17 protein-coding genes and 1 tRNA gene are annotated in these 18,844 nt (G+C 65.1%); 13 read left to right on the top strand and 5 right to left on the bottom strand.

All coding sequences use genetic code 11. The features are described 5' to 3' along the window. The first annotated feature begins 1,665 nt into the window (after window positions 1-1,665). Window positions 1,666-2,202, top strand: coding sequence for an FG-GAP repeat domain-containing protein (locus ACFXIV_RS10020; protein WP_379421238.1), 537 nt, complete (start codon window positions 1,666-1,668; stop codon window positions 2,200-2,202). 853 nt (window positions 2,203-3,055) lie between these two features. Here the strand turns inward: ACFXIV_RS10020 and ACFXIV_RS10015 are convergent. Both ACFXIV_RS10015 and ACFXIV_RS10010 read right to left on the bottom strand, forming a co-directional pair. Next, complete coding sequence (locus ACFXIV_RS10015) at window positions 3,056-3,886, bottom strand: hypothetical protein (protein WP_379397444.1); 831 nt, start codon at window positions 3,884-3,886, stop codon at window positions 3,056-3,058. Continuing rightward, on the bottom strand, window positions 3,883-4,719 hold the full coding sequence (locus tag ACFXIV_RS10010; protein ID WP_379397738.1) for a sigma-70 family RNA polymerase sigma factor: 837 nt from the start codon (window positions 4,717-4,719) through the stop codon (window positions 3,883-3,885). The genes ACFXIV_RS10015 and ACFXIV_RS10010 overlap by 4 nt, the downstream gene beginning before the upstream one ends. Window positions 4,720-5,044: 325 nt before the next feature. Here ACFXIV_RS10010 and ACFXIV_RS10005 point away from each other — a divergent pair, with 325 nt between their 5' ends. From ACFXIV_RS10005 to ACFXIV_RS09980, 6 genes are all read left to right on the top strand, one after another. After that, window positions 5,045-5,728 carry a hypothetical protein gene (locus ACFXIV_RS10005; protein WP_379397446.1) on the top strand — a complete coding sequence of 228 codons (684 nt, stop codon included), beginning with the start codon at window positions 5,045-5,047 and terminating at the stop codon, window positions 5,726-5,728. After that, window positions 5,725-6,363: a hypothetical protein gene (locus tag ACFXIV_RS10000; RefSeq protein ID WP_379397447.1), complete on the top strand. Its 639-nt coding sequence runs from the start codon at window positions 5,725-5,727 to the stop codon at window positions 6,361-6,363. The genes ACFXIV_RS10005 and ACFXIV_RS10000 overlap by 4 nt, the downstream gene beginning before the upstream one ends. Before the next feature lie 167 nt (window positions 6,364-6,530). Next, window positions 6,531-7,577, top strand: coding sequence for a hypothetical protein (locus tag ACFXIV_RS09995; protein ID WP_379397449.1), 1,047 nt, complete (start codon window positions 6,531-6,533; stop codon window positions 7,575-7,577). Next, window positions 7,574-8,308: a hypothetical protein gene (locus tag ACFXIV_RS09990; protein WP_379397451.1), complete on the top strand. Its 735-nt coding sequence runs from the start codon at window positions 7,574-7,576 to the stop codon at window positions 8,306-8,308. The genes ACFXIV_RS09995 and ACFXIV_RS09990 overlap by 4 nt, the downstream gene beginning before the upstream one ends. A 167-nt stretch (window positions 8,309-8,475) precedes the next feature. Continuing rightward, window positions 8,476-8,676: a helix-turn-helix transcriptional regulator gene (locus ACFXIV_RS09985; protein ID WP_379397453.1), complete on the top strand. Its 201-nt coding sequence runs from the start codon at window positions 8,476-8,478 to the stop codon at window positions 8,674-8,676. Window position 8,677: 1 nt separating this feature from the next. Next, window positions 8,678-10,015, top strand: coding sequence for a tyrosine-type recombinase/integrase (locus tag ACFXIV_RS09980; RefSeq protein WP_379397455.1), 1,338 nt, complete (start codon window positions 8,678-8,680; stop codon window positions 10,013-10,015). 59 nt (window positions 10,016-10,074) lie between these two features. On the opposite strand, the gene ACFXIV_RS09975 is transcribed toward ACFXIV_RS09980, so the two are convergent. The 3 genes from ACFXIV_RS09975 to ACFXIV_RS09965 form a co-directional block, all read right to left on the bottom strand. Then, window positions 10,075-10,147: transfer RNA gene (locus ACFXIV_RS09975), tRNA-Ala, on the bottom strand. Between the two features lie 163 nt (window positions 10,148-10,310). Further along, the gene (locus ACFXIV_RS09970) at window positions 10,311-10,904 is read right to left on the bottom strand and encodes a TetR/AcrR family transcriptional regulator (protein ID WP_379397739.1); all 594 of its coding nucleotides are present in this window, start codon (window positions 10,902-10,904) and stop codon (window positions 10,311-10,313) included. Between the two features lie 319 nt (window positions 10,905-11,223). After that, window positions 11,224-11,946, bottom strand: coding sequence for a uracil-DNA glycosylase (locus ACFXIV_RS09965; protein ID WP_379397457.1), 723 nt, complete (start codon window positions 11,944-11,946; stop codon window positions 11,224-11,226). Between the two features lie 116 nt (window positions 11,947-12,062). Between ACFXIV_RS09965 and ACFXIV_RS09960 the strand changes: the two genes are divergently transcribed. From ACFXIV_RS09960 to ACFXIV_RS09935, 6 genes are all read left to right on the top strand, one after another. Then, window positions 12,063-12,722, top strand: a complete 660-nt coding sequence (locus ACFXIV_RS09960; RefSeq protein ID WP_379397459.1) for a trimeric intracellular cation channel family protein — start codon at window positions 12,063-12,065, stop codon at window positions 12,720-12,722. Between the two features lie 129 nt (window positions 12,723-12,851). Further along, window positions 12,852-13,295, top strand: coding sequence for a GyrI-like domain-containing protein (locus ACFXIV_RS09955; RefSeq protein ID WP_379387401.1), 444 nt, complete (start codon window positions 12,852-12,854; stop codon window positions 13,293-13,295). Next, window positions 13,292-13,726 (top strand): effector binding domain-containing protein, encoded by a 435-nt coding sequence (locus ACFXIV_RS09950; protein WP_379387402.1) that lies wholly within the window; start codon window positions 13,292-13,294, stop codon window positions 13,724-13,726. The genes ACFXIV_RS09955 and ACFXIV_RS09950 overlap by 4 nt, the downstream gene beginning before the upstream one ends. Before the next feature lie 248 nt (window positions 13,727-13,974). Continuing rightward, entirely contained in the window at window positions 13,975-14,724 is a 750-nt protein-coding gene (locus ACFXIV_RS09945; RefSeq protein WP_379397461.1) for a hypothetical protein, read from the top strand. A gap of 2 nt (window positions 14,725-14,726) precedes the next feature. After that, complete coding sequence (locus ACFXIV_RS09940) at window positions 14,727-16,871, top strand: Rv1355c family protein (protein ID WP_379397463.1); 2,145 nt, start codon at window positions 14,727-14,729, stop codon at window positions 16,869-16,871. A 64-nt stretch (window positions 16,872-16,935) separates the two neighbouring features. Further along, a complete protein-coding gene (locus ACFXIV_RS09935; RefSeq protein WP_379397741.1) occupies window positions 16,936-18,759 on the top strand; it encodes a putative bifunctional diguanylate cyclase/phosphodiesterase in 1,824 nt (607 codons plus the stop codon). Window positions 18,760-18,844: the final 85 nt, after the last annotated feature.

Here is an 18,844-nt window from a genome sequence, read left to right as displayed (position 1 = left end):
GTGCAGTGGCCTTGGGTGCTGTCTCGTTCCGACTGGTGTCGATGGGAGTGCTGCCTTCTCGCTGCCCACGGGTGGCCGGGCGGCGCCCCCGCATGACAGTTAGCTCGGCAACCCGGTTGGTGTCTCCGCGGACAGTGCCCGCTGCGGCCAGTCGAGTGAATTTGCAGCCCACCGAGCGAATAGCCCTGCGGCCGTATTGGTATCGACTAGTCTTGTCGCGGTCCCCTTCCTGGGATCCAGCGGTGCAGTTCGTCAATGGGACGGCCTGACGCTGGATCCTGAGGAGGTGGGCCACTGTGCCGAAAGGACGGCGCAAGGGTAAAAGAGGCTGGACCTCGACAGCGATTGCTGTCAAGGTCCAGGTGACAATTTCAGTTCCTGTTTTGCTGCTTCTGCTCGTGTGGCTGACGCATCGGTCCTGAATGTCATTGGCTGGCTTCGGCGTTGGAGCGCCGGGGCCAGTCTCCTCCGCGGAGCGGAAGTCTACAAAGACTACAAACCGTGGTGGCGTGGATGACTATACATCGGGCGCGCATGGCGTGTTAGTTCATTGTTGTGTCTTTGACTAGCCACAGCCTTAGCGACGGCCTCGCCATCGCGTTAGGCAAGGCTTCGCCTAACCGTGGTGCATAGGCACTGCCTAACCGTTCGCTAAGCCACTGCCTAACCAGTGGCTAGCCAATAGCGAACCGTGGCTAGTCATTGCCTGAGCGAGGCGAGGATGGCGCATCGCTGGTGCCTGGGCGACCGCGGTTGGCCCGGGGGTGGTCGGGCGTGCGTCGCCGGGAGGGCAGGTACCCACCTGCCCGACCACCCCCGGGCCACGCATCCGGAGGATGCGGAATCCCTAAAAGCGATGGCGGGTGGCGCGACGCTCCGACGTTCCCCGTCCGCGAGGGACGAGCGGGCGGGCCGCACGGCGACGTGCGGCGCGTCGCCGGCGCGTCGCCAGCGCGCCCTTGAGTCTGTATAGCCAATTTCGGCAACGGCTCTCGCTCGGGCGGCGGGGCTGTCAGAGCACCCCTCGGGCACGAACTCTTCGTCCCGAACGACGATAGAGACCGTATTGCCCGTTTTGGGCGAGTGCTGGTTCCGTTGGATCCGCCGAACGACCTCGTTGTTTATTTGGTGGCCGCGTTGGTTGTTTTGGGTGCTACTCGGAGGTGCTGCGGACGGACTGCGGACGATGGCACACGGCTGTGGACTGGCGGGCAGCCGGATACGTCGAGCACTTCAGTCACCCCTCAAGTAGCGCATCCGTCCAATCGTCCCGGAGATTGATCATGTCGGCGATCATGCCCATGGTGGTCTGCAGGGCGGCCGGTACTCCGATAATTCGATTACACTTCGGACAGGTACTTCGGCCCTCCACCTCTTGCCCGGGTGGGGAGCTGGGGGATTTCCCTGGTACAGGCCGGTAGGAAACAGCTAAGACCGTGTCTCACTTCGTCGTGATTCGTTTGCCGCGCTGGGTCGGTATTCACGTGCCGTCGAAATAGTGGCCGTGACGTGTATGGTATCGCTTGGCCTCTGTTTGGCGACCGATGGTTGTTCCACACGAATTGCATAGGCGTCCAGTTGGGGAAGATGAGAAATCTGCAGTACTCGTTGAGAGCTCAAATATTCCTATTCCGTCACGCGTAAGTAAGAGAGGAAGGATGAACTATGACGGACTTCTTGGACCCTTCTGCGGCCGCTGATTTCGACGGGGACGGCAAGGCTGAGGTCCTCATTGAAAGCGAGTGGGGTATCGGCGTCCTCAAGCAGAACGGCGCCAACTTGACCGCGACGGTGATGGCTCAGAACGGCACTCGTCTCGGCGGCTGGAACCTCAACACCGCCAACGACGACGTCGCCTTGGTCGGTGATTTCGACGGGGACGGCGTTGCCGAGGTTCTTGTCCGCAGTGGTTGGGGCATTGGCGTCCTCAAGCAGAACGGCGCCAATTTGACCGCGACGGTGATGGCTCAGAACGGCACTCGTCTCGGCGGCTGGAACCTCAACACGACGGAAAGAGGGTTCCATGACCAATTCGTGGCGGCCGCTGATTTCGACGGGGACGGCAAGGCTGAGGTCCTCATTGAAAGCGAATGGGGTATCGGCGTCCTCAAGCAGAACGGCGCCAACTTGACCGCGACAGCGATGGCGAAAAGCGGCACTCGCCTCGGCGGGTGGCTACTGAACACCACTGTGGCGCACTGACATCCGATCGCGGCAAGCGATGGCGGTAGGCCCAGCAGGCGGCTGGGTCTGCCGCTTACAGGGGTTTCTCCCCTCGTCGCGGTCATTATCGACTTCAAGGGGCCGACAAGACTCGGGGGGCTGACCAGGCGTTCAGGCCGCACCCGCGCCCTTTCCTGCGGGAGGTCGTTGCTCCCGTCTGGTGTCGGCGGCGTGGCGTACTGGGGCCGCGTACGAACAATTCTTCTGTCTCGCCTCGTCCGGTTCGCGCCCAGCGCGGCCAGGGGATTCGGGTGGGTGTGCCGAGGTCGTTGATCACTACGCATCAACTCTGCTGACCGGCACGAGCGGCCTCCGACTTGATGCATACGTATCAACGGAGATTGATGCGTACGCCTCAACTCTCGGCCGGGGATTCCTCGGTCGTGCTCCACGTCGACCACTTCCCCGCGTAAGAGGTAATCCCTTCGTTGTGGTCCTTCCGCGTACGAACCCTGCACGTGCCGCTGCATGCGCTCGCAACCCTCCCGGTTGTGGTCCTCTCCCAACGCAACTCACATGCCAACGCAACATCTGCGCGCAACGCGCCCCCTTGTGGTCCTCTCCTTTGTGGTCCTTCCTTCACCACCTGACACTCCCAAAACCCTTGTCCTCCACCACACCCCCGTACCTATCTTTTGACTCTGGTCTGGTCTGGCCGAGACTATGTCCTCCGAAGGCGGATATAGTCTCGGCCAGACCAGACCAGAGTCATGCGCCGAAGGCGCAGCTCAGGGGGTGTGGTGGAGGACAAGTAGGTCGGAATACACCCGGAAAAACTAGTCCAAGCAAAGTCCGAGCAAGGTCCGAGCACAGTCCGAGCAGTTATCGAGCACTAAGCGATCATGAACGTGGCAACGGTCTTGTCGTCGTGCTGTTTGGACCTCGGTCGAATCGACCCGGTCGGGTCCACGGATTGCTCCCAGACATGGCATTGCATGAGTAGGTCTGACAGTCGTTCGCTGTCCGCCGTGGCGATTGTCTCCCAGGCTATTCCGACCGAGTCGAACGCATCGGCTGCTCCGTCGGTGGCCGACACGACCCATCGCAAGTCCTCGATTGGGCGGGCGATAACGATCGCGTGCTCGGCGGCCGACGGGTCTGTAGAAGCGATCCAGTAACCACCTTCGCGGTTTCGGTACCGGGCCTGGTCTTGCTGGAGACTGGATAGCAGGGCCCGGTGTGTCTCGTCGTAGCCTGAGCCTCTGCGCAGTCGGTCACGATAATCACGGCTGGCGGGCAGATCGAGAGCGCCGAGTCGATCGTCGGTCAGGAACTCCTCTGATCCGTCTCGAAACCCGAAGGCGATCGTCGAGTCGCCGAGTACCAGCGCTTCAACGAGTTCGGATTCGTCGATGCGAACCATCGCCACTGTGCAGGACGGTGCCGCCGAGGAGTTCGGAACGAGATCCAGTGAAGTGATGGTCCGGTCGATTGCCCGCCCGAGGATCGTCTTCAGTGATTCTGATGTGGTCGAACGCAATTCGCTGCCGAGAGCTGCCGCAAGCTGTTCCGCGTAGTCTCCACCGGATGGTCCTGGGACCTTGTAATGCGATGTGGCGCCGTCTATTACAGCGAAGCTAGTTGCGGTCACTACCAGCCGGTCTTCGTTCGAACCAGCAGGCAGCTGAGCGGTCCGGATATTGATCTGGGCTGGCACGATCACCACGTATATGGTCCAGCGATCAGGCGAGTATCTGTGATCTCGAAGTTTTCATCGAAGCTGCACTCGACTACTCCACTGATCGAGAGATCCTCCCTGCTGCTGAACAAGTTCGGGAGATTGGTGTCCAGCCATTGGGCGACACCGAGTGAGCCAACGCTGGTTATTCCTGCGATGTGGACGATGACTCGCCCGTCCTGTAGATGCCGGCCGAAATATCCAACATCGATTCGGCTGGGATTTGCGCGACGGTATGGAGAGTCGAACCGCGGCCGGCCCGATCCTTTCTCGGCGATCCACCAACCTTCGTCGGTACGGATGAAATCCAGGTAAGGATCGGACTTGAGCAACTCCCGAGCGATGGGCGCGGACTTGGGTCCGCAGACGATCACAGCATCGCTTAGCGGGATCTCGGCTTGGTTAGGCTCGATCGCGAAGGCTGTTGAGAGAAGTGACAACCGGGCTAGTGAAGCTTCCAGAGCTGCCTGGGTTGTCATGTCGACTGCGTCGAAGAACGGACGTTCGCGTCCTTCCTCAACGCCGTAGCGACGAGGGATTCCGACCACCACCGGCCCAACACCGAAGAACGCGCGCTCGGCCGGCGGGGCGCTGCTCCTGATCTGGGTGATTCGACCTTTCGTAAGCCCCAACTGCGCGGCGATCTCTGTGTAGCTCAGACCGCGTTCGCGGTAGGCCTCGTCGATCGCGGCGCGGCGCACCCTCGCAAGTTCTGTGGCTCGTTGCTGGTAGACCGTCATGAGCTCGCCAGCCCGTCGACCTCTCCGAACTGGGTCGGGGTCGCGGCGCACGGCGTCGAACTCGTCGTAGTCGGCCATCACGAAGCTCAGTTTAGGGGGTATTGACTCCCTTGGTTCGCCCGGCCTACCCTGTGTTTACGCCCACTAAATCAGCTTCGAGCAAGTTGGTCAAAGCAGTTTAGGGGGTATAAATCGCAGTTGCGGAACTCCCCGCCAGTTGGCGCTGTCGGGGAGTCGGTACCGAAGCAGTGTCCGCTGCTTCGGCTTTCACTTCAGGTTTGAAAGGCCACTGAAGCATGTCCAGTGTAGAACGCTGCCTGCTGGTGTCGAACCAGCTTCTATCAGCGGTGATATCGATCCCGTCGCAGGTCGCGCGGCTCGTCCGGGTTCGGTGGTGGGTTCGGTGAGGATCAACGGGAAGCGGGTCGGGCCGCTGTCGAATGTCATTCCGTTTCCTGTCCCCGCGCAACCGCTCCCGGTGCCGGACTACCGACGCGGCGCGGAGGTTGATGCTCAGCCGAAACCACAACGGAGGGAGTTGGTTCCGAACGAGCAGCTGTCGCTGTTGATGGAGTCGCTCGGGATCACCAACAAGGGCCTGGCGCATCGCATGCGTGCGGTGAGCGAGGCTGACGGCGGCCGGCCGGTGCATCTGAAGCACACCAATATCGTTCGGTATCGGGATGGGTTGCATCACCCGAAGCCGCGGACCCTGGATGTGATGCTGACGGCGCTGTCGCTGAAAGCAGGTCGGCAGGTCACTGCCGAGCAGATCGGTTACGCCGCACCCACACCGGTTGAGCTGCGGGCGAACACCTGGAAGCAGCTCGACGAGTTCACGGTAGGCGAACCGCATTTAGAAACACTGCGGACCAGGGCAATGGTTGTCGAGTCCGCGGCGCCGCGTCCGGGGGCGACGGCTGATCGGGAATCGGATGCGGCTAGGGCGGATCGGCTGCGGTTGATGCTTGCGATGGCTGAGGCCAGTGCTCCGCTGAAGGAGCGCGACCTCCACGTCGAGTCCGTTCGCGGTCTTTCGGTTGAGGCGCCGGCGCGTCCGACGGTGGATCGGAGGCGGTCACGATGAACAGCGGAGCACGTGACCGCAAGATCGATGGCGGTACCGAGTTGAAACGGTTACTGCGGGAGAAGCATTGGGATACTCCCAAGACTTTCTCGCGGGAGTACAACAGGGCGGCGCGGAAGATCGACCGCAACAGGGGTGGACTGGATGGTCCCAGCAAGGCGCAGTTCTACAAGTGGCTTGCCGGTGATCTGAAAGGGCTGCCGCAGCCGGATCACTGCGCGGTGTTGGAGGCCATGCTTCCCGGGCACACCGCAGAGGAACTGTTCGCGCCCGCTGCTGCGTCGCTCGGTGTCCAGAAAACTGGACAGAACCTGCCTGTCGCGCCGGTACGCCCGGTGTCGGTCGAATCTGTCGAAACACCCGCTACCGCCCGATCTTTGGATCGCGAGCTGCGGATCGCGGCTCACGTAGGTGATTCAAATGAATCACCTGACTCGGTGGTCGGTTCTGGCCGTGTCCGGGATCAGCGGGAAGTGACGGCCGCGATCGATGAGCGGGTGCGGTCGCTGATGTCCTGGATCGGGGCGGATACCGCGCCTCTGAAGGAACGCGACTTGCACGCAGAGGTCGCGCCCGCGAGGCATCAACAGTCTGAGGTACCGCGCCCGGCTCGGGGCCGCTGGAGGGCCCGATAGGGGACGCAAGGGGCGCATGCCCATGAGGTCCGTCTGCCGCCTGCGCGGCGCATGCGCCCCCTGCGCGTCAAGCGCCCCACATTGCGCACTAGTTCGAGCCTGCGCCTTTGAGTTGTGCTTAACACCAACGCTTTTCACTGATTTGTTTGATTTGAGGAGACATCTGTATGGATCGAAACAACGACGCTCCGCCTAGCTCAGGTGACCGGTATAAGAAGCTGTCTGGCGATGAGCGGGACGCAATGATCCGGAACCTGCGGGAGCTGGGTGAGAGCTATCGGCAGATCGCGAAGCGGCTCGCCGTTACCGCCCGCCAGGTCGAAACCGTGCTCGGTGAAATCGCTGCGCTGCGGTCCGCCGGTCACCCGGATGCCGAGATCGGCCGCCGCGTCGGACTCCCACGCTCAACAGTGCAGCGACTGCGCGGGACTTCCGAGCGCACCGCCCCCCGCTCGGATGTGCGCACTGCCGCAGCATTGACTCTGCTGTCTCAGCATGGAGGTCTGCAACTGGACCTGCTCGGCCGCTTCCTGGGCATGAATACGAACCACACCTACGTCCTGGTCCGGCAGTTGCGTGCTGAGAAGCTCGTGCGGCCGCTGGAGCAGGTGCAGGCGGGGGAGAAGTGGGTTGTGGTGACTCCTGCCACGGCGTCGCGATTCTTGGGCTGGCCGGTGCAAGACTGGCGGCCCTCCCTTGGCCGCGTGGCCCATCATCGGGCGGTCACGCAGGCCCGGCTGATGCTCGTCGGGGCCGACTTGCAGGCATGGGTGTCCGAGCGGGAGTTATGGCATCGGACCCAGCGGGCCTCGTTCGAATCGCGCTCCAAGAGAACCGAATTCGCCACGGGGCGGGCTCATATCCATGATGGCTTGTTTTTCGGTCAGGTGATGGGCCTGCAGGGCTGGTGGGCACTGGAAGTGGAACTCACCCGCAAGTCACCGCGGGCGATGGACCGGGCATTGCACGGGGCGATCCGCGCGGCCAGGGACATCGAGCCTGAGGACCTGGTGGGCCTGCTGTATCTGTGCCGCACGGCGCGCGTCAGCGCCGGCGTGCATGCCGCCGCTGAGCGGCTCCCGCCGGAGATCAGAAACCTTGACCTGGCCCTGGCCGTGCGTGACTTCGACGACGACTGGGGGCGCTACCTCACCAGCGGAGTGAAATCTGCTGCCCCCCAACTCCGTATCGACTCCTTCAAGGACTACTCGTGATCAAGTACTCGAACCTCACTCCTCGCGCATGCGAAGCCCTCGTCGGGCTCACCGAAATGCGCGGCATGCAACTCGATGTTCTCGCCGATTTCATGAACATCGGCCGCACTCAGGTCTACGACCTGGCCAACCGGCTCCTCGCCGCCAACACCGTAAACCTGCTGGCGATGGTGCAGCGTGGCCCGAAGTGGGTGGTGCCCACCCGCGAGGCCGCCGGCTGGGTATTGGGCTGGCGGCCCGGGGAATGGCAACCGAAGCTGAACTTCGCGACACATTGCCGGGCGGTGGCCAAAACCCGTGTCGCACTCGGTGCGTGCGCGACAGACCAATGGATTTCCGACCGCATCATGCGACACGAGCACCCCGGCCCGGGCCGTTACCCCTACGACGGGCTGCTGCTGCGAGCCGATCATCGCCCGGTGGCGGTGAAGGTGGACACCAGTCGGCACCTGACCGGTGCGGAGCTCGCGCGACGGCTCAATACCGTTGTGCGACAAGCGCACCACGACGAATGCACCGAGATCCTCTACGTGTGCGACGGCTACCTCACCCCCGACGATGTTGCGACAGTCGCGCGACACACCCTGCCCGACATCCCTGACCTGGCCTTGCGGGTGACCAGCCTCGACAAACTCACCAGCATCGACCGCCTGCGGACCCGACGCGACGCAGGTGTTCCAACTGGAACACGCGACAAGGTGCGACGGCATGCGACAGGCGGTGCGCACTAATGCGACAGCACACCCACCCCGTACGCACCGTGCGACAGCCCGATGGTGCGCACCGCGACACCTCCAACGCACCGTGCGACAGCACGTGCGCACCCTGCGACAGCGCCTGCGCACCACGCGACGGCGTGCGCACCGATACCCGAACCCGCTCTACCCGAGGAGATTCCATGTCCACCGACCGCTACCTCCAGGCCACCGACTGCGAAGCACTGACCGGCATCCCCGCCGCCACGTGGCGGTACTGGGCCTGGGCGGGCAAAGGCCCGAAGAGCTTCAAGCTCGGGCGCCGGCGCGTCTGGCGCGAGAGCGTCATTCACTCCTGGATCGCCGAGCAGGAAGCCGCGTCCGACCGCGGCGGGGTCTCCTGAAATGGGCGGGCGACGCAACCGCCGCAGTGGGGTAGAAGACCGCTGGTACAAGACCATCACCACCACCGCCGAGGACGGCACGAAGACCAGCGAGAGAGTCCCCTCGGCCAACCATGGCTGCGCCAAACGCTGGCGGGCCCGCTACGTCGACGACAACAGCCAAGAACACGCAAAGTCCTTCACCCGCAAGGCTGACGCCCAAGCCTGGCTCGATGATGCGACCAGCGCGCTCGTCACCGGCACCCATGTCGCTCCTTCGGCTGGTCGCGAAACCATCGGCGATCTAGGGCGCCGGTGGCTCAAAACCCAAGCCCATCTGAAGGACACCACGGCATTCAATCGGAGCCACACCTGGGGGCTCTACGTCGAGCCACGATGGGGCAGCATCGAAATTCGCAATGTCCGAACAAGCGAAGTCCGTGTATGGGTCTCGGAGATGGTGGCTGCCCGGATGGGCGTGCCGACCATTGAGAACGCGGTGGGGGTGCTTCGGATGATCTGCGGGGCCGCCGTCGAGGACCGCCATATCGTCCGTAACCCCTGTGCCGGAGTGAAATTGCCGCGCCGTACGCACCGCGCCCGCGGCTATCTCACTCACGTTCAGGTCGAACAACTTGCGCGCGAGGTCTCCGAGGCACCCACAGCCATACGGCTTTTGGCGTACACCGGTTTGCGATGGGGTGAGATGGCCGCGCTGAAGGTCTCCAGTTTCGACATGCTTCGCCGCCGAGTGAACGTGTTGGAGGCCGTTGCCGAGGTGCAAGGCAGGATCGTTTGGTCAACCACGAAGAACCATGAGCGTCGTTCGGTGCCGTTCCCGAAGTTGTTGGCGGACGAACTTGCCTCGCTCATGAAGGGGAAGGATCGCGACGCACTTGTGTTCACCTCCCCAGAGGGTGCGGTGCTGAGAGTGTCTACCTACCGCAAACGGGTGTTCACGCCTGCGGTTTCTCGCCTACGGAACCCAGGTCGGCATGTGGGTGGTGTCAGCCAGACTCGGGTCCACCGAGGAGACAGCAACCATCGTCTCGCTGTCTCCTTGATTGATGAGGGAGACAGGCAGGGAGACGCCCGGGCGACAGAGCGTTTCCCATACATCAGCCCTCACGACCTCAGGCACACGGCCGCATCTCTGGCGATCAGCGCCGGCGCGAACCCAAAGGCAGTGCAGACCATGCTCGGTCACAAGTCCGCTGCGATGACCCTGGACACCTACGCCGACCTGTTTCCGGACGACCTTGAATCTGTTGCGGATGCTCTCGACACTGCCGCGCGGTCCGCACTTGCGAAAGCTGCGGACGCACTGCGGACGGGAACCGACGATCACCAATCCGAATAGCCCCGAAAACGCAAACCGCCCGTGATCTCTTCCGAGGTCACGGGCGGTTCTTCGCTATGTGGAGCTAAGGGGAATCGAACCCCTGACCTTCTCGATGCGAACGAGACGCGCTACCAACTGCGCTATAGCCCCGCGGGGACGTTTCCGACCCGCGCTGGAGAACTTTAGCAGGTGGGGTGGGGAGTCGACGAATCGGCTGGTTGGAGACGGTTTCTGGGGATGTAGGGGTGGGCAGGGGGCCGGCGATCGGCTCATCGCCGAATTCCGTTCGGGCCTGAGGCGCTGAAGTGAGCCCTCAGATGGGCTCGCTGTAGGAGTCGAGCACTCGCAGGAACAGGTCGAGGCGGTACTCGCGTACTGCTGGGTTGTCCGGTTCCAGCAGGCACTGGCCCAGCGTGCCGTCGTGCACCGCAACCAGTGCCCGGCCCAGTGCCGCTGGATCCGGCACCCGTCGGCCGTTGCGGCGCAGGAGCGCGACCACCACCGGGGTGAGTGCTGCGGCGATCGCCTCCTCCCGTGCCACCATCACCTGACGCAACGCGGGATTGCGCAGGGCGTGCGCGGTGAATTCCGAGGTGATTCGAAACCACTTGTCATCCACCGGAACTGCCCCTAGCACCTGCTCGACCGCTCGCCGTGGATCACCGCCCACTCCGCCGGGCGCATCCAGCACCGCTGCCGCCTCGGCCAGCATCGATGCCGATCGCTGCTCCCACATGGCCAGGAACAATTCCTCCAGTGAGGTGAAATTCGAATAGAACGCACCACGCGTGAATCCGGCCCGCTCACACACCTGCTCGACTGAACACCGGCCGAATCCCTCCTCGGCGAAGGCTTCGAACGCCGCGTCCAGTAGCCGCTGCCGCGTCCCGGCCCGGCTGCGGCGCACCTTCACACCCCCGGCCGCCCCATTGGCAGCCGCCCCCTCCCGCTCGGATTCGTCATCGGCCCTGCTCACGCCCGCATCGTATCCGGTCCGGCGACCTCGCCACCGAGAGTGCGGCGCCCCTGCCCGGTGCACCGTTGCCGGCGACCTTCATGAATGCCGAGTCCGGACAGTCGAATCGTGCCGCCCGGCTCGGTGACGGCGATCTCGTTGGACGCCGAGTCCGGCCAGCCGGGCCGAGTCGCCCGCTCCGAGGCTGGGGACCTCATTGAATGCCAGACGTGGGTAGCCGAATCGAGCTGCCCGCTGCGGTCGGCCGGGTCTAGGGGTGGTGGACGGGGAGGCCGGCGGCTTGGGCGGCGTCGGTGAGGACCTGCTCGAGCATGGCTGAGGTGAGGCGGCCGGTGAAGGTGTTCTGCTGGGAGGGGTGGTAGGTGCCGAACAGGTGGAGGGGGGCGCGGCCGGGGACGGCTGGGGCCAGCTCGATTCGGGCGCCGTGGGAGAAGCGGGGCTTGGGTTTGGGTATGGCCCAGCCGGATTCGGCCAGGGCGGGCAGGAGGGCTTGCCAGCCCCAGCCGCCGAGGACGACGATCGCGCGGAGGGTGGGTGCCAGCAGGGTCAATTCGGTGGTCAGCCAGTGGCGGCAGGTATCGCGCTCGGTGGGGGTGGGTTTGTTGTCGGGTGGGGCGCAGTGGACCGGGGCGGTGACGCGGGTGCCGAGCAGTCGCAGGCCGTCGTCGGCGGAGACGCTGGTGGGCTGGTTGGCGAGACCGGCGGCGTGCATGCAGGCGATGAGGACGTCGCCGCTGCGGTCACCGGTGAACATGCGGCCGGTGCGATTACCGCCGTGCGCGGCCGGCGCCAGGCCCACGATCAGCAGGCGGGCGTCCGCGGGACCGAAGCCGGGAACAGGCTTGCCCCAGTAATTCTCGTCACTGAAGGCGGCCCGTTTTTCGTGTGCGACCTGCTCGCGCCATGCCACCAGCCGGGGGCAGGCGCGACACGCGGTAAGTTCCGCGTCTAGCTGGGCAATTGTGCGGCACACAAGGGCGACTCAACCATAAAGCCGCTCCGACCGTGCGGCGGAGTGCCGGTGTGGCGGGCCGGGCATACTGTGCGCCGGTAGCCGAAAGTTAGCGATAGGAACGGAAGTGGCCACACGTGAGTGATCTCGTCGAACTCGGCACCCCTGTCGACGCGGTACAGAGTGTGGGAAACCTGCTGGGCGTGTTCGCATTCGCAGTGTCGGGTGCGCTGCTCGCAGTGCGTCGCCGCTTCGATGTGGTGGGTATCGCGGTGCTCGCGGTCGCCACCGCCACCGGCGGCGGTGTGATCCGCGACCTCGTCATCGGCCGCACCCCGCCGCTGGCTTTCGTCCAGGTGTCCTATGCCGGCGTCGCCCTGCTGGCCGCGGCCGTCATCTTCTTCTGGCATCCGCCGGTGCGGCTGGTCCGCACGCCGCTGAATATCGCTGACGCCATCGGCCTCGGCCTCTTCTGTGTGACCGGCACCGTGACCGCCTTCCAGCACGGCATGTCGGCGACCTCGGCGGCGGCGCTGGGCCTGGTGACCGCGGTGGGCGGCGGTGTGATCCGCGATGTCCTGGCCGGTGTCACCCCCAGCGTGCTCAGCGACGGCGAGTTGTACGCCGTGCCGGCCCTGCTCGGTTCCGTGGCGACGGCGCTGCTGCTGCACTACGGCCAATACACATACTGGACAGGCGGATTGGCTGGGGCGGGCGCGGTCGGCCTGCGCCTGATCGCGCTGTTCCGGCACTGGCACGCCCCGATGGCCCGCCCGCACCGCCGCCGCGACGGGTGAGCGACGCGCCCGCGCGCGGGGCAGGCGAGCGCCTCAGCCGTGTCGCCGGGTCCGGTCCGGGCTGATTGATAGCATGGCGAAGGCTTGGCCGACAGGCTGTGAATCACACCTCGAGAGAGTTTCCATCCAATGCAGTTCGAGATCGTCGAGCGGGACGAGACGTGGGTTGCCGGGTTGCCGGTGCGCAGTCCCAAACGTGCGCTCGGTGAACTGCGCGACCACGATCTGGAAGTGGCCTGGGCCGCGGTCCTGCACCAGGAACTCGGTGGTCCGCTGGCCTCGGCCTACACCGACTACGCGGCCGAGCTCGGCACCTTCAACACCCAGATCGTCGGCTACCAGTGCGGCTCGCTCGACGAGGTGACCCGCGGCCACGTGGTGGCCCGCCTGCCGCGCGGCACCTACGCCCGCTTCTCCTCGGTCGGCAACTTCCCCCAGGTGATGACCGATCTGTGGACGCAGATCGCCTACGCGGAGGAACACAAGCAGATCAAGCGCATTCACACCGGTGACTTCGAGACCTACCCGCACGCGTACAAGATCGATTTGTACCTGGCGGTCGAGCCGTCATGACCTATTCGATCGTGGTCCGGCCCGGTGGGGTCTACGGCGGCCTGGTGGTTCCGCGGGTGCGCCCCAGTTTCAAGGTCTCCAACAGCGAGCTCATCGAGTTCCTGCGCGACCGCCTGCGTGACCGGGAGGGCGCCGAGCGCCCGCTGGCCACCGTCTACGTTCCCGACCCCGCCGGCAACTACAACGTGCTGGTCTCCTACGAGTACAAGGGCCCCGACGACGTCCCGGTGGGCGACGTCCTCATCCGCGTCCCCAAGGGGGTCTACGCCCGCTTCCGGCCCAATGGCGATTATCACGATCCGGCCGAGGACGTCTGGGCTCAGGTCGACGACGCGACCGCTTCCGCCGAGATCACCCGCGCCTACCGCGAGGAGATCGAGATCTGGCACGGCACCGCCGAACTGGAACTTTTCATCTCCATCCTGGTGTGATTGCTAACTGTTAACCCGATGAGTACCAACCGGTCTTGTCGTTGTATTTCATGACTGATAGCAATGGTTTGACCGGCAGGATTACTGGAGCAACGTTTGGGTTTCGGAGCATTTGCCGGTTGCCTGGACAATTTCAGTTGGCTGACGGATACTCCCCTAGGCGCCCACGTCCGACGGCGGTTGATGCATGACTGTATCGGGCGAAGGCGCAGCAGTCGCGCGGGTCGTTTTTAGTGGAGTGGAACTGTATGGCAGTCGAACCGATCGAGCGCGTCCCGGCGCAAGGCCCTGGTCACGGCATGCTCCGATTTCGGGAGCCGAAAACGGGATACACCATCCTGGTGGGTCCTCCGGAGGCCGATCCGGGCATGTGGCGCCAGAACATGGATGGTGCGCTCGAGGCATATCGGCGGTTCGGCGCCGAGGAGGCGCTCGAGTACGACAAGGTGATCGACGGCCTCTCCACCTCCCTCTTCCTCGTGGCGCTGGATGCCGGCGGCCGGGTGGTCGCCGGGGTCCGGGCAGAGGGGCCGCACAAGCAGGTCGACGAGATGCGCGCGGTCGCGAGCTGGGCAGGGTTGGAGGGCGGCCCGGCCTTCCGGCGCCTGGTGGCCGACCAGATCCCTGACGGTGTGATCGAGTGCAAGGCCGGTTGGGCCGCTCGCGACTCCCCGCACCGCCATGCGCTGGCCGACTGGATGGCCAGGGCGTGCGTTCATGCCGCGTTGCTGCTGGGGGTCCGCTACACGAGTGCGCATTCGCCCGAGCATGCGCTGAATCTCTATCGTGGCAGCGGGGCGAATGTGGCCTGGTGGATTCCGCCGTCATCCTATCCGGACGATCGTTATCGTACGTTCGCGATCTGGTGGGATATGGAGACTTACGATTCGGTGGCCACCGAATCGCAGGCTCGGTTGCTCGATCTCGAATTGTCCCAATTGACGCAGAATGGCTTTTTGCCACGCGTTGCCTGGACTTCAGCCCAGGGCTCGGCCTGAACATGATCGAAATTGGAGTATCGGGCGAGTCTTATCGGCCGGTGCTGCTCGATGAATCCGATTCCGGGCAGGCCGCGCGACTTGCTGAACTGCTGGCGAATCCGGCCATCGAGTCTCGGGACTTGCGAGACGGACTGCGGGCCGAGTTCGCGAGCCTGGTGGCTCCGCCCGAATTGTCCGAAACATCGGAATCGGATCGCTGGGTTCATTACCCGTGGCGGCGGGCCGTAATCGCGCTGCCCGGCCCGCAACTGCTCCGCGCTGTCCGGCTCGACCGGAATCGCAACAACCTGACGCGCGCGGAGCAGCAGACCCTCGGCGCCCAGGCGATCGGGGTGGTCGGGCAGAGCGTCGGTCACGCCGTGGCTCATGTGCTGGCCATGGAGGGCACCTGCGGTCTGCTGCGGCTGGCGGACTTCGACACCGTCGAGCTCTCGAACCTGAACCGCCTCCCGGGCACCCTGTTCGACATCGGCGCCAACAAGGCAGTCGTCGCGGCCCGCCGAATCGCGGAATTGGACCCGTATCTGCCCGTGGAGATCCTCCCGGCCGGGCTCGACGACGAGAACATGGACGCCTTTCTCACCGGCCTGGATATCGTTGTGGAGGAGTGCGATTCGTTCGATATCAAGCTCGCCGTGCGCGAAGGCGCCCGTCGGCTCCGGCTTCCGCTGGTGATGCATTCCAGCGACCGCGGTCTGCTCGATGTCGAGCGCTTCGATCTGGAACCGGAGCGTGAGCCCTTCCACGGTTTGCTCGGCGGTGTCACCACCGCTGAGCTGCGCGGGCTGTCCACCCGCGACAAAACACCCCTCATGGTTCGAGTTCTGGACGGTCGCAATCTCTCTGCGACGCTCGCGGCGAGCATGGTGGAGATCGGCCAGACCCTCAACAGCTGGCCGCAATTGGCGTCCGACGTGCAACTCGGTGGTTCCAATGTCGCCGCCGCGGTGCGCAGGATCGGACTCGGGCAGCCGCTGCGGTCGGGACGCACGCGCGTCGATATCGAGAAGAGCCTGGACGAGATCACCGAGCCCGAAGTGCGCAAGGAACTGGTGTGGCCGGACGAACCGGACGACCCTCGGCCGGAATCCGGCATCGCGGCGGTGCTCGAGTGTGCGCAGCGGGCGCCCTCGGGTGGTAACGCGCAGCCCTGGACCCTGCGCGCCGATTGGGCCGAGGTGACGATCACCCTTGCGCCCCAACACTCTTCGATGATGGACATCGGGTACCGGGGCAGCGCACTGGCGGTCGGTGCGGCGCTGTTCAACGCCCGTGTCGCGGCCGCCGCGCACGGTCTGCTCGGTGAGAGCGAACTGCGCACCGGCGATTCGGAACTGCTCACCGCCGTGCTGCGGTTGGGGTCGGGCACTGATCCCGAGCTGTCCGATAGCTACCCGGCGCTGCTCGCCAGGCACACCAATCGGGGCGGTGGGACCGGCGTGCCGATACCGGACGAGATATTGGACGGACTTCGCGAGGCCGTGACCCGGGCCGGCGCGACGCTCCACATGGTCACGGATCGGCGGCGAATCGACTCCGCCGCGCGGATCCTCGCCGAGTCCGAGCGGACCCGCTACCTGACGCCGGACATGCACCTTGAGATGACCTCCGAGCTGCGCTGGCCCGGTGATGATCTACGGACCGGGATGGATCTGCGCACGCTCGATCTCCAACCCGACGAGCTGGCCAAGCTCGAGATCGCCGTTCGTGCGGACGTGATGGCCCAGCTGCGGTCGTGGTCGGGTGGCACGGCGCTGGTGGAAGACGCGCTGGCGAAGGTGCAGACCAGTTCGGCCGTGGCAGCCCTGACCTTTCCGAAGCCGCCACTGGACCCGTCGGAACTCGCCGCGTACGCGCGTGCCGGCGAGGCGCTCCAGCGTCTCTGGATCGCCGCGGAACAGTACGGCCTCGCTGTTCAACCGGTTTCACCGGTGTTTCTTTATGCACGACGCCCCGAGGAACTACATACGGTTTCCCCGGAGTTCGCCGATACACTAACGTCACTTCAAGGCAGCTTCCTGGAGCTGTTGGAAGTGCCTGGGCACGAAACGATGGCGTTGGTACTGCGTCTCGGGTATGCGTCGGAGCCCGCGGTCCGCAGCAGGCGACGTCCAATACCGGGCGCTACCACGCGCGGCAAGTGAGATCGGAGAAGAAGTGCCTCGGCGAACGCTCGACTCATTGGTGACCCAGGTCGCCTCGGAGTTGATGGCGGTCGATGCGTCTACGATGGCGGCCGCGAGTGAACGGGTGCTGGCCTGGCTGGTGGAGCACTTCGATGTCGATTTCAGTTTTCTGCGCTTCACCGATGAGGCTCGGCTGGCATCGGTGCTCATTGCGGAGTGGCCGCATCGGGCGGTTCCGGAGACCGACGATCCACTGCAGGTGGCCAACCTCGACGACCCCACCGCGGCGCTGACCCGGTTCGGCGATACCACCGAACCGATCATCATCAGGCCCATCCCGGAATTCGCCGACTATCAGCGTCTGATCCAGCAGGCGGCCGGTATCGAAGCCGTCTCCGCCGCCGCGGTGCCGCTGGTGTCACGCGGCCAGGCGACGGGGCTGCTCGGCTTCATCAAAGAGGGCGACCGCGAGTGGAGCACTCGCGAACTCAATGTCCTCAAGGCGATCGCCGCGCTGTTCGCACAGTTGCAGGCGCGCGTGGTGGCCGAGGAACGGCTCAGATATATCGCCATGCACGACGATCTGACCGGACTGGCGAATCGGCGGGCGCTGCTCGAGCACATGGAGGAGCGGCTCAGACCTGGACGGCCGGGGCCGGTGGCGGCGTTCTTCCTGGATCTGGATCGGCTGAAGGCGCTCAACGACTTTCTCGGGCACACGGCCGGGGACAATTTCATCCGCACGCTCGCCAAGCGGTTGCGCGAGAATCTGGATCCGGGTGACGTGATCGCCCGGCTGGGTGGCGACGAGTTCGTGATCGTGCCGGCCAAGCCGATGGACGCGGCGGCGGCCGAGCGGGAGGCGAGCCGGATTCAGCAGCTCATCGCGCGGCGGGTGACGGTCGGCGAGGAGACGGTGAGCCGGGGCGCCAGCGTCGGCGTGGCGCTCGGTATTCCGGGCGAGACCACGGTCGCCGATGTGCTGCGGCGTGCGGATCACGCGCTGCTGTCGGCCAAGTCGAGCGGCGGCAACGGGGTCGCGGTGTTCACCGATGCCATGCGCGCGCAGTTCGAGCTGCAGGACGACGTGGAGCTGAATCTGCGCGGCGCGGTCGCGGACGGTTCGCTGGTGCTGCACTATCAGCCCGAGGTGGATCTGCGCACCGGCCGGGTGGTCGCGCTGGAGGCGCTGGTGCGCTGGCAGCATCCGACGCGCGGGCTGCTGCCGCCCGGTGCGTTCGTGGGTGTCGCGGAGGCCACCAATCTGGCGGGGGAGCTGGGTCGCTGGGTGATTCGCACGGCCGCCGAGCAGTTCGCGCAGTGGCGGCGGCGGGGGCTGGCGTCGAATGTGGTGATCCGGATCAATGTGTCTCCGGTGCAGCTGGTTTCGCTGGATTTCGTGGAGACCATCGAGGGGATCCTGCGGCGGTACGGCATCGACGGGTCGTCGGTGTGCCTGGAGATCACCGAACATGTTGTGGTGCAGGATCTTGCGCGCACGCAGGTGACCCTGCGCGGGTTGAAGCGGATGGGCGTGCAGATCGCCATCGACGACTTCGGGACGGGGTATTCCTCGCTGTCGCACCTGAAGGCGCTGCCGGTGGACGCGGTGAAGATCGACCGGGGTTTCGTGCAGCGGCTGGGCGCCAGCGCCGATGATCTGGCGATCGTGAAATCGATTGTGGGGCTGGCGGGTTCGTTCGGTCTCGGGGTGGTCGGCGAGGGTGTCGAGACCACCGTGGCGGCGCGCACCCTGGTGGCGCTGGGCTGCTACCGCGCGCAGGGCTTCCTGATCGCGCGGCCCATGCCGGGCGGGGAGGTCGAGGAGCATCTGGCGGCGGGGCGGATCGCGCTGGATCTGGACCTGCCCGGGACCAGCCGGTCGGTGCTGCCGGGGCCGTCCTGACTCACGGTCCGGCGATCCGGGGTCACGGTCCGGCGGTCCGGATGGGCACGACTCCCTAACGTCCCCGTACCGCGCGCGGAATCCC

Source organism: Nocardia sp. NPDC059236, assembly GCF_042754085.1.
Classification (GTDB): domain Bacteria; phylum Actinomycetota; class Actinomycetes; order Mycobacteriales; family Mycobacteriaceae; genus Nocardia.
This window is presented reverse-complemented; position numbering and strand designations above follow the sequence as displayed.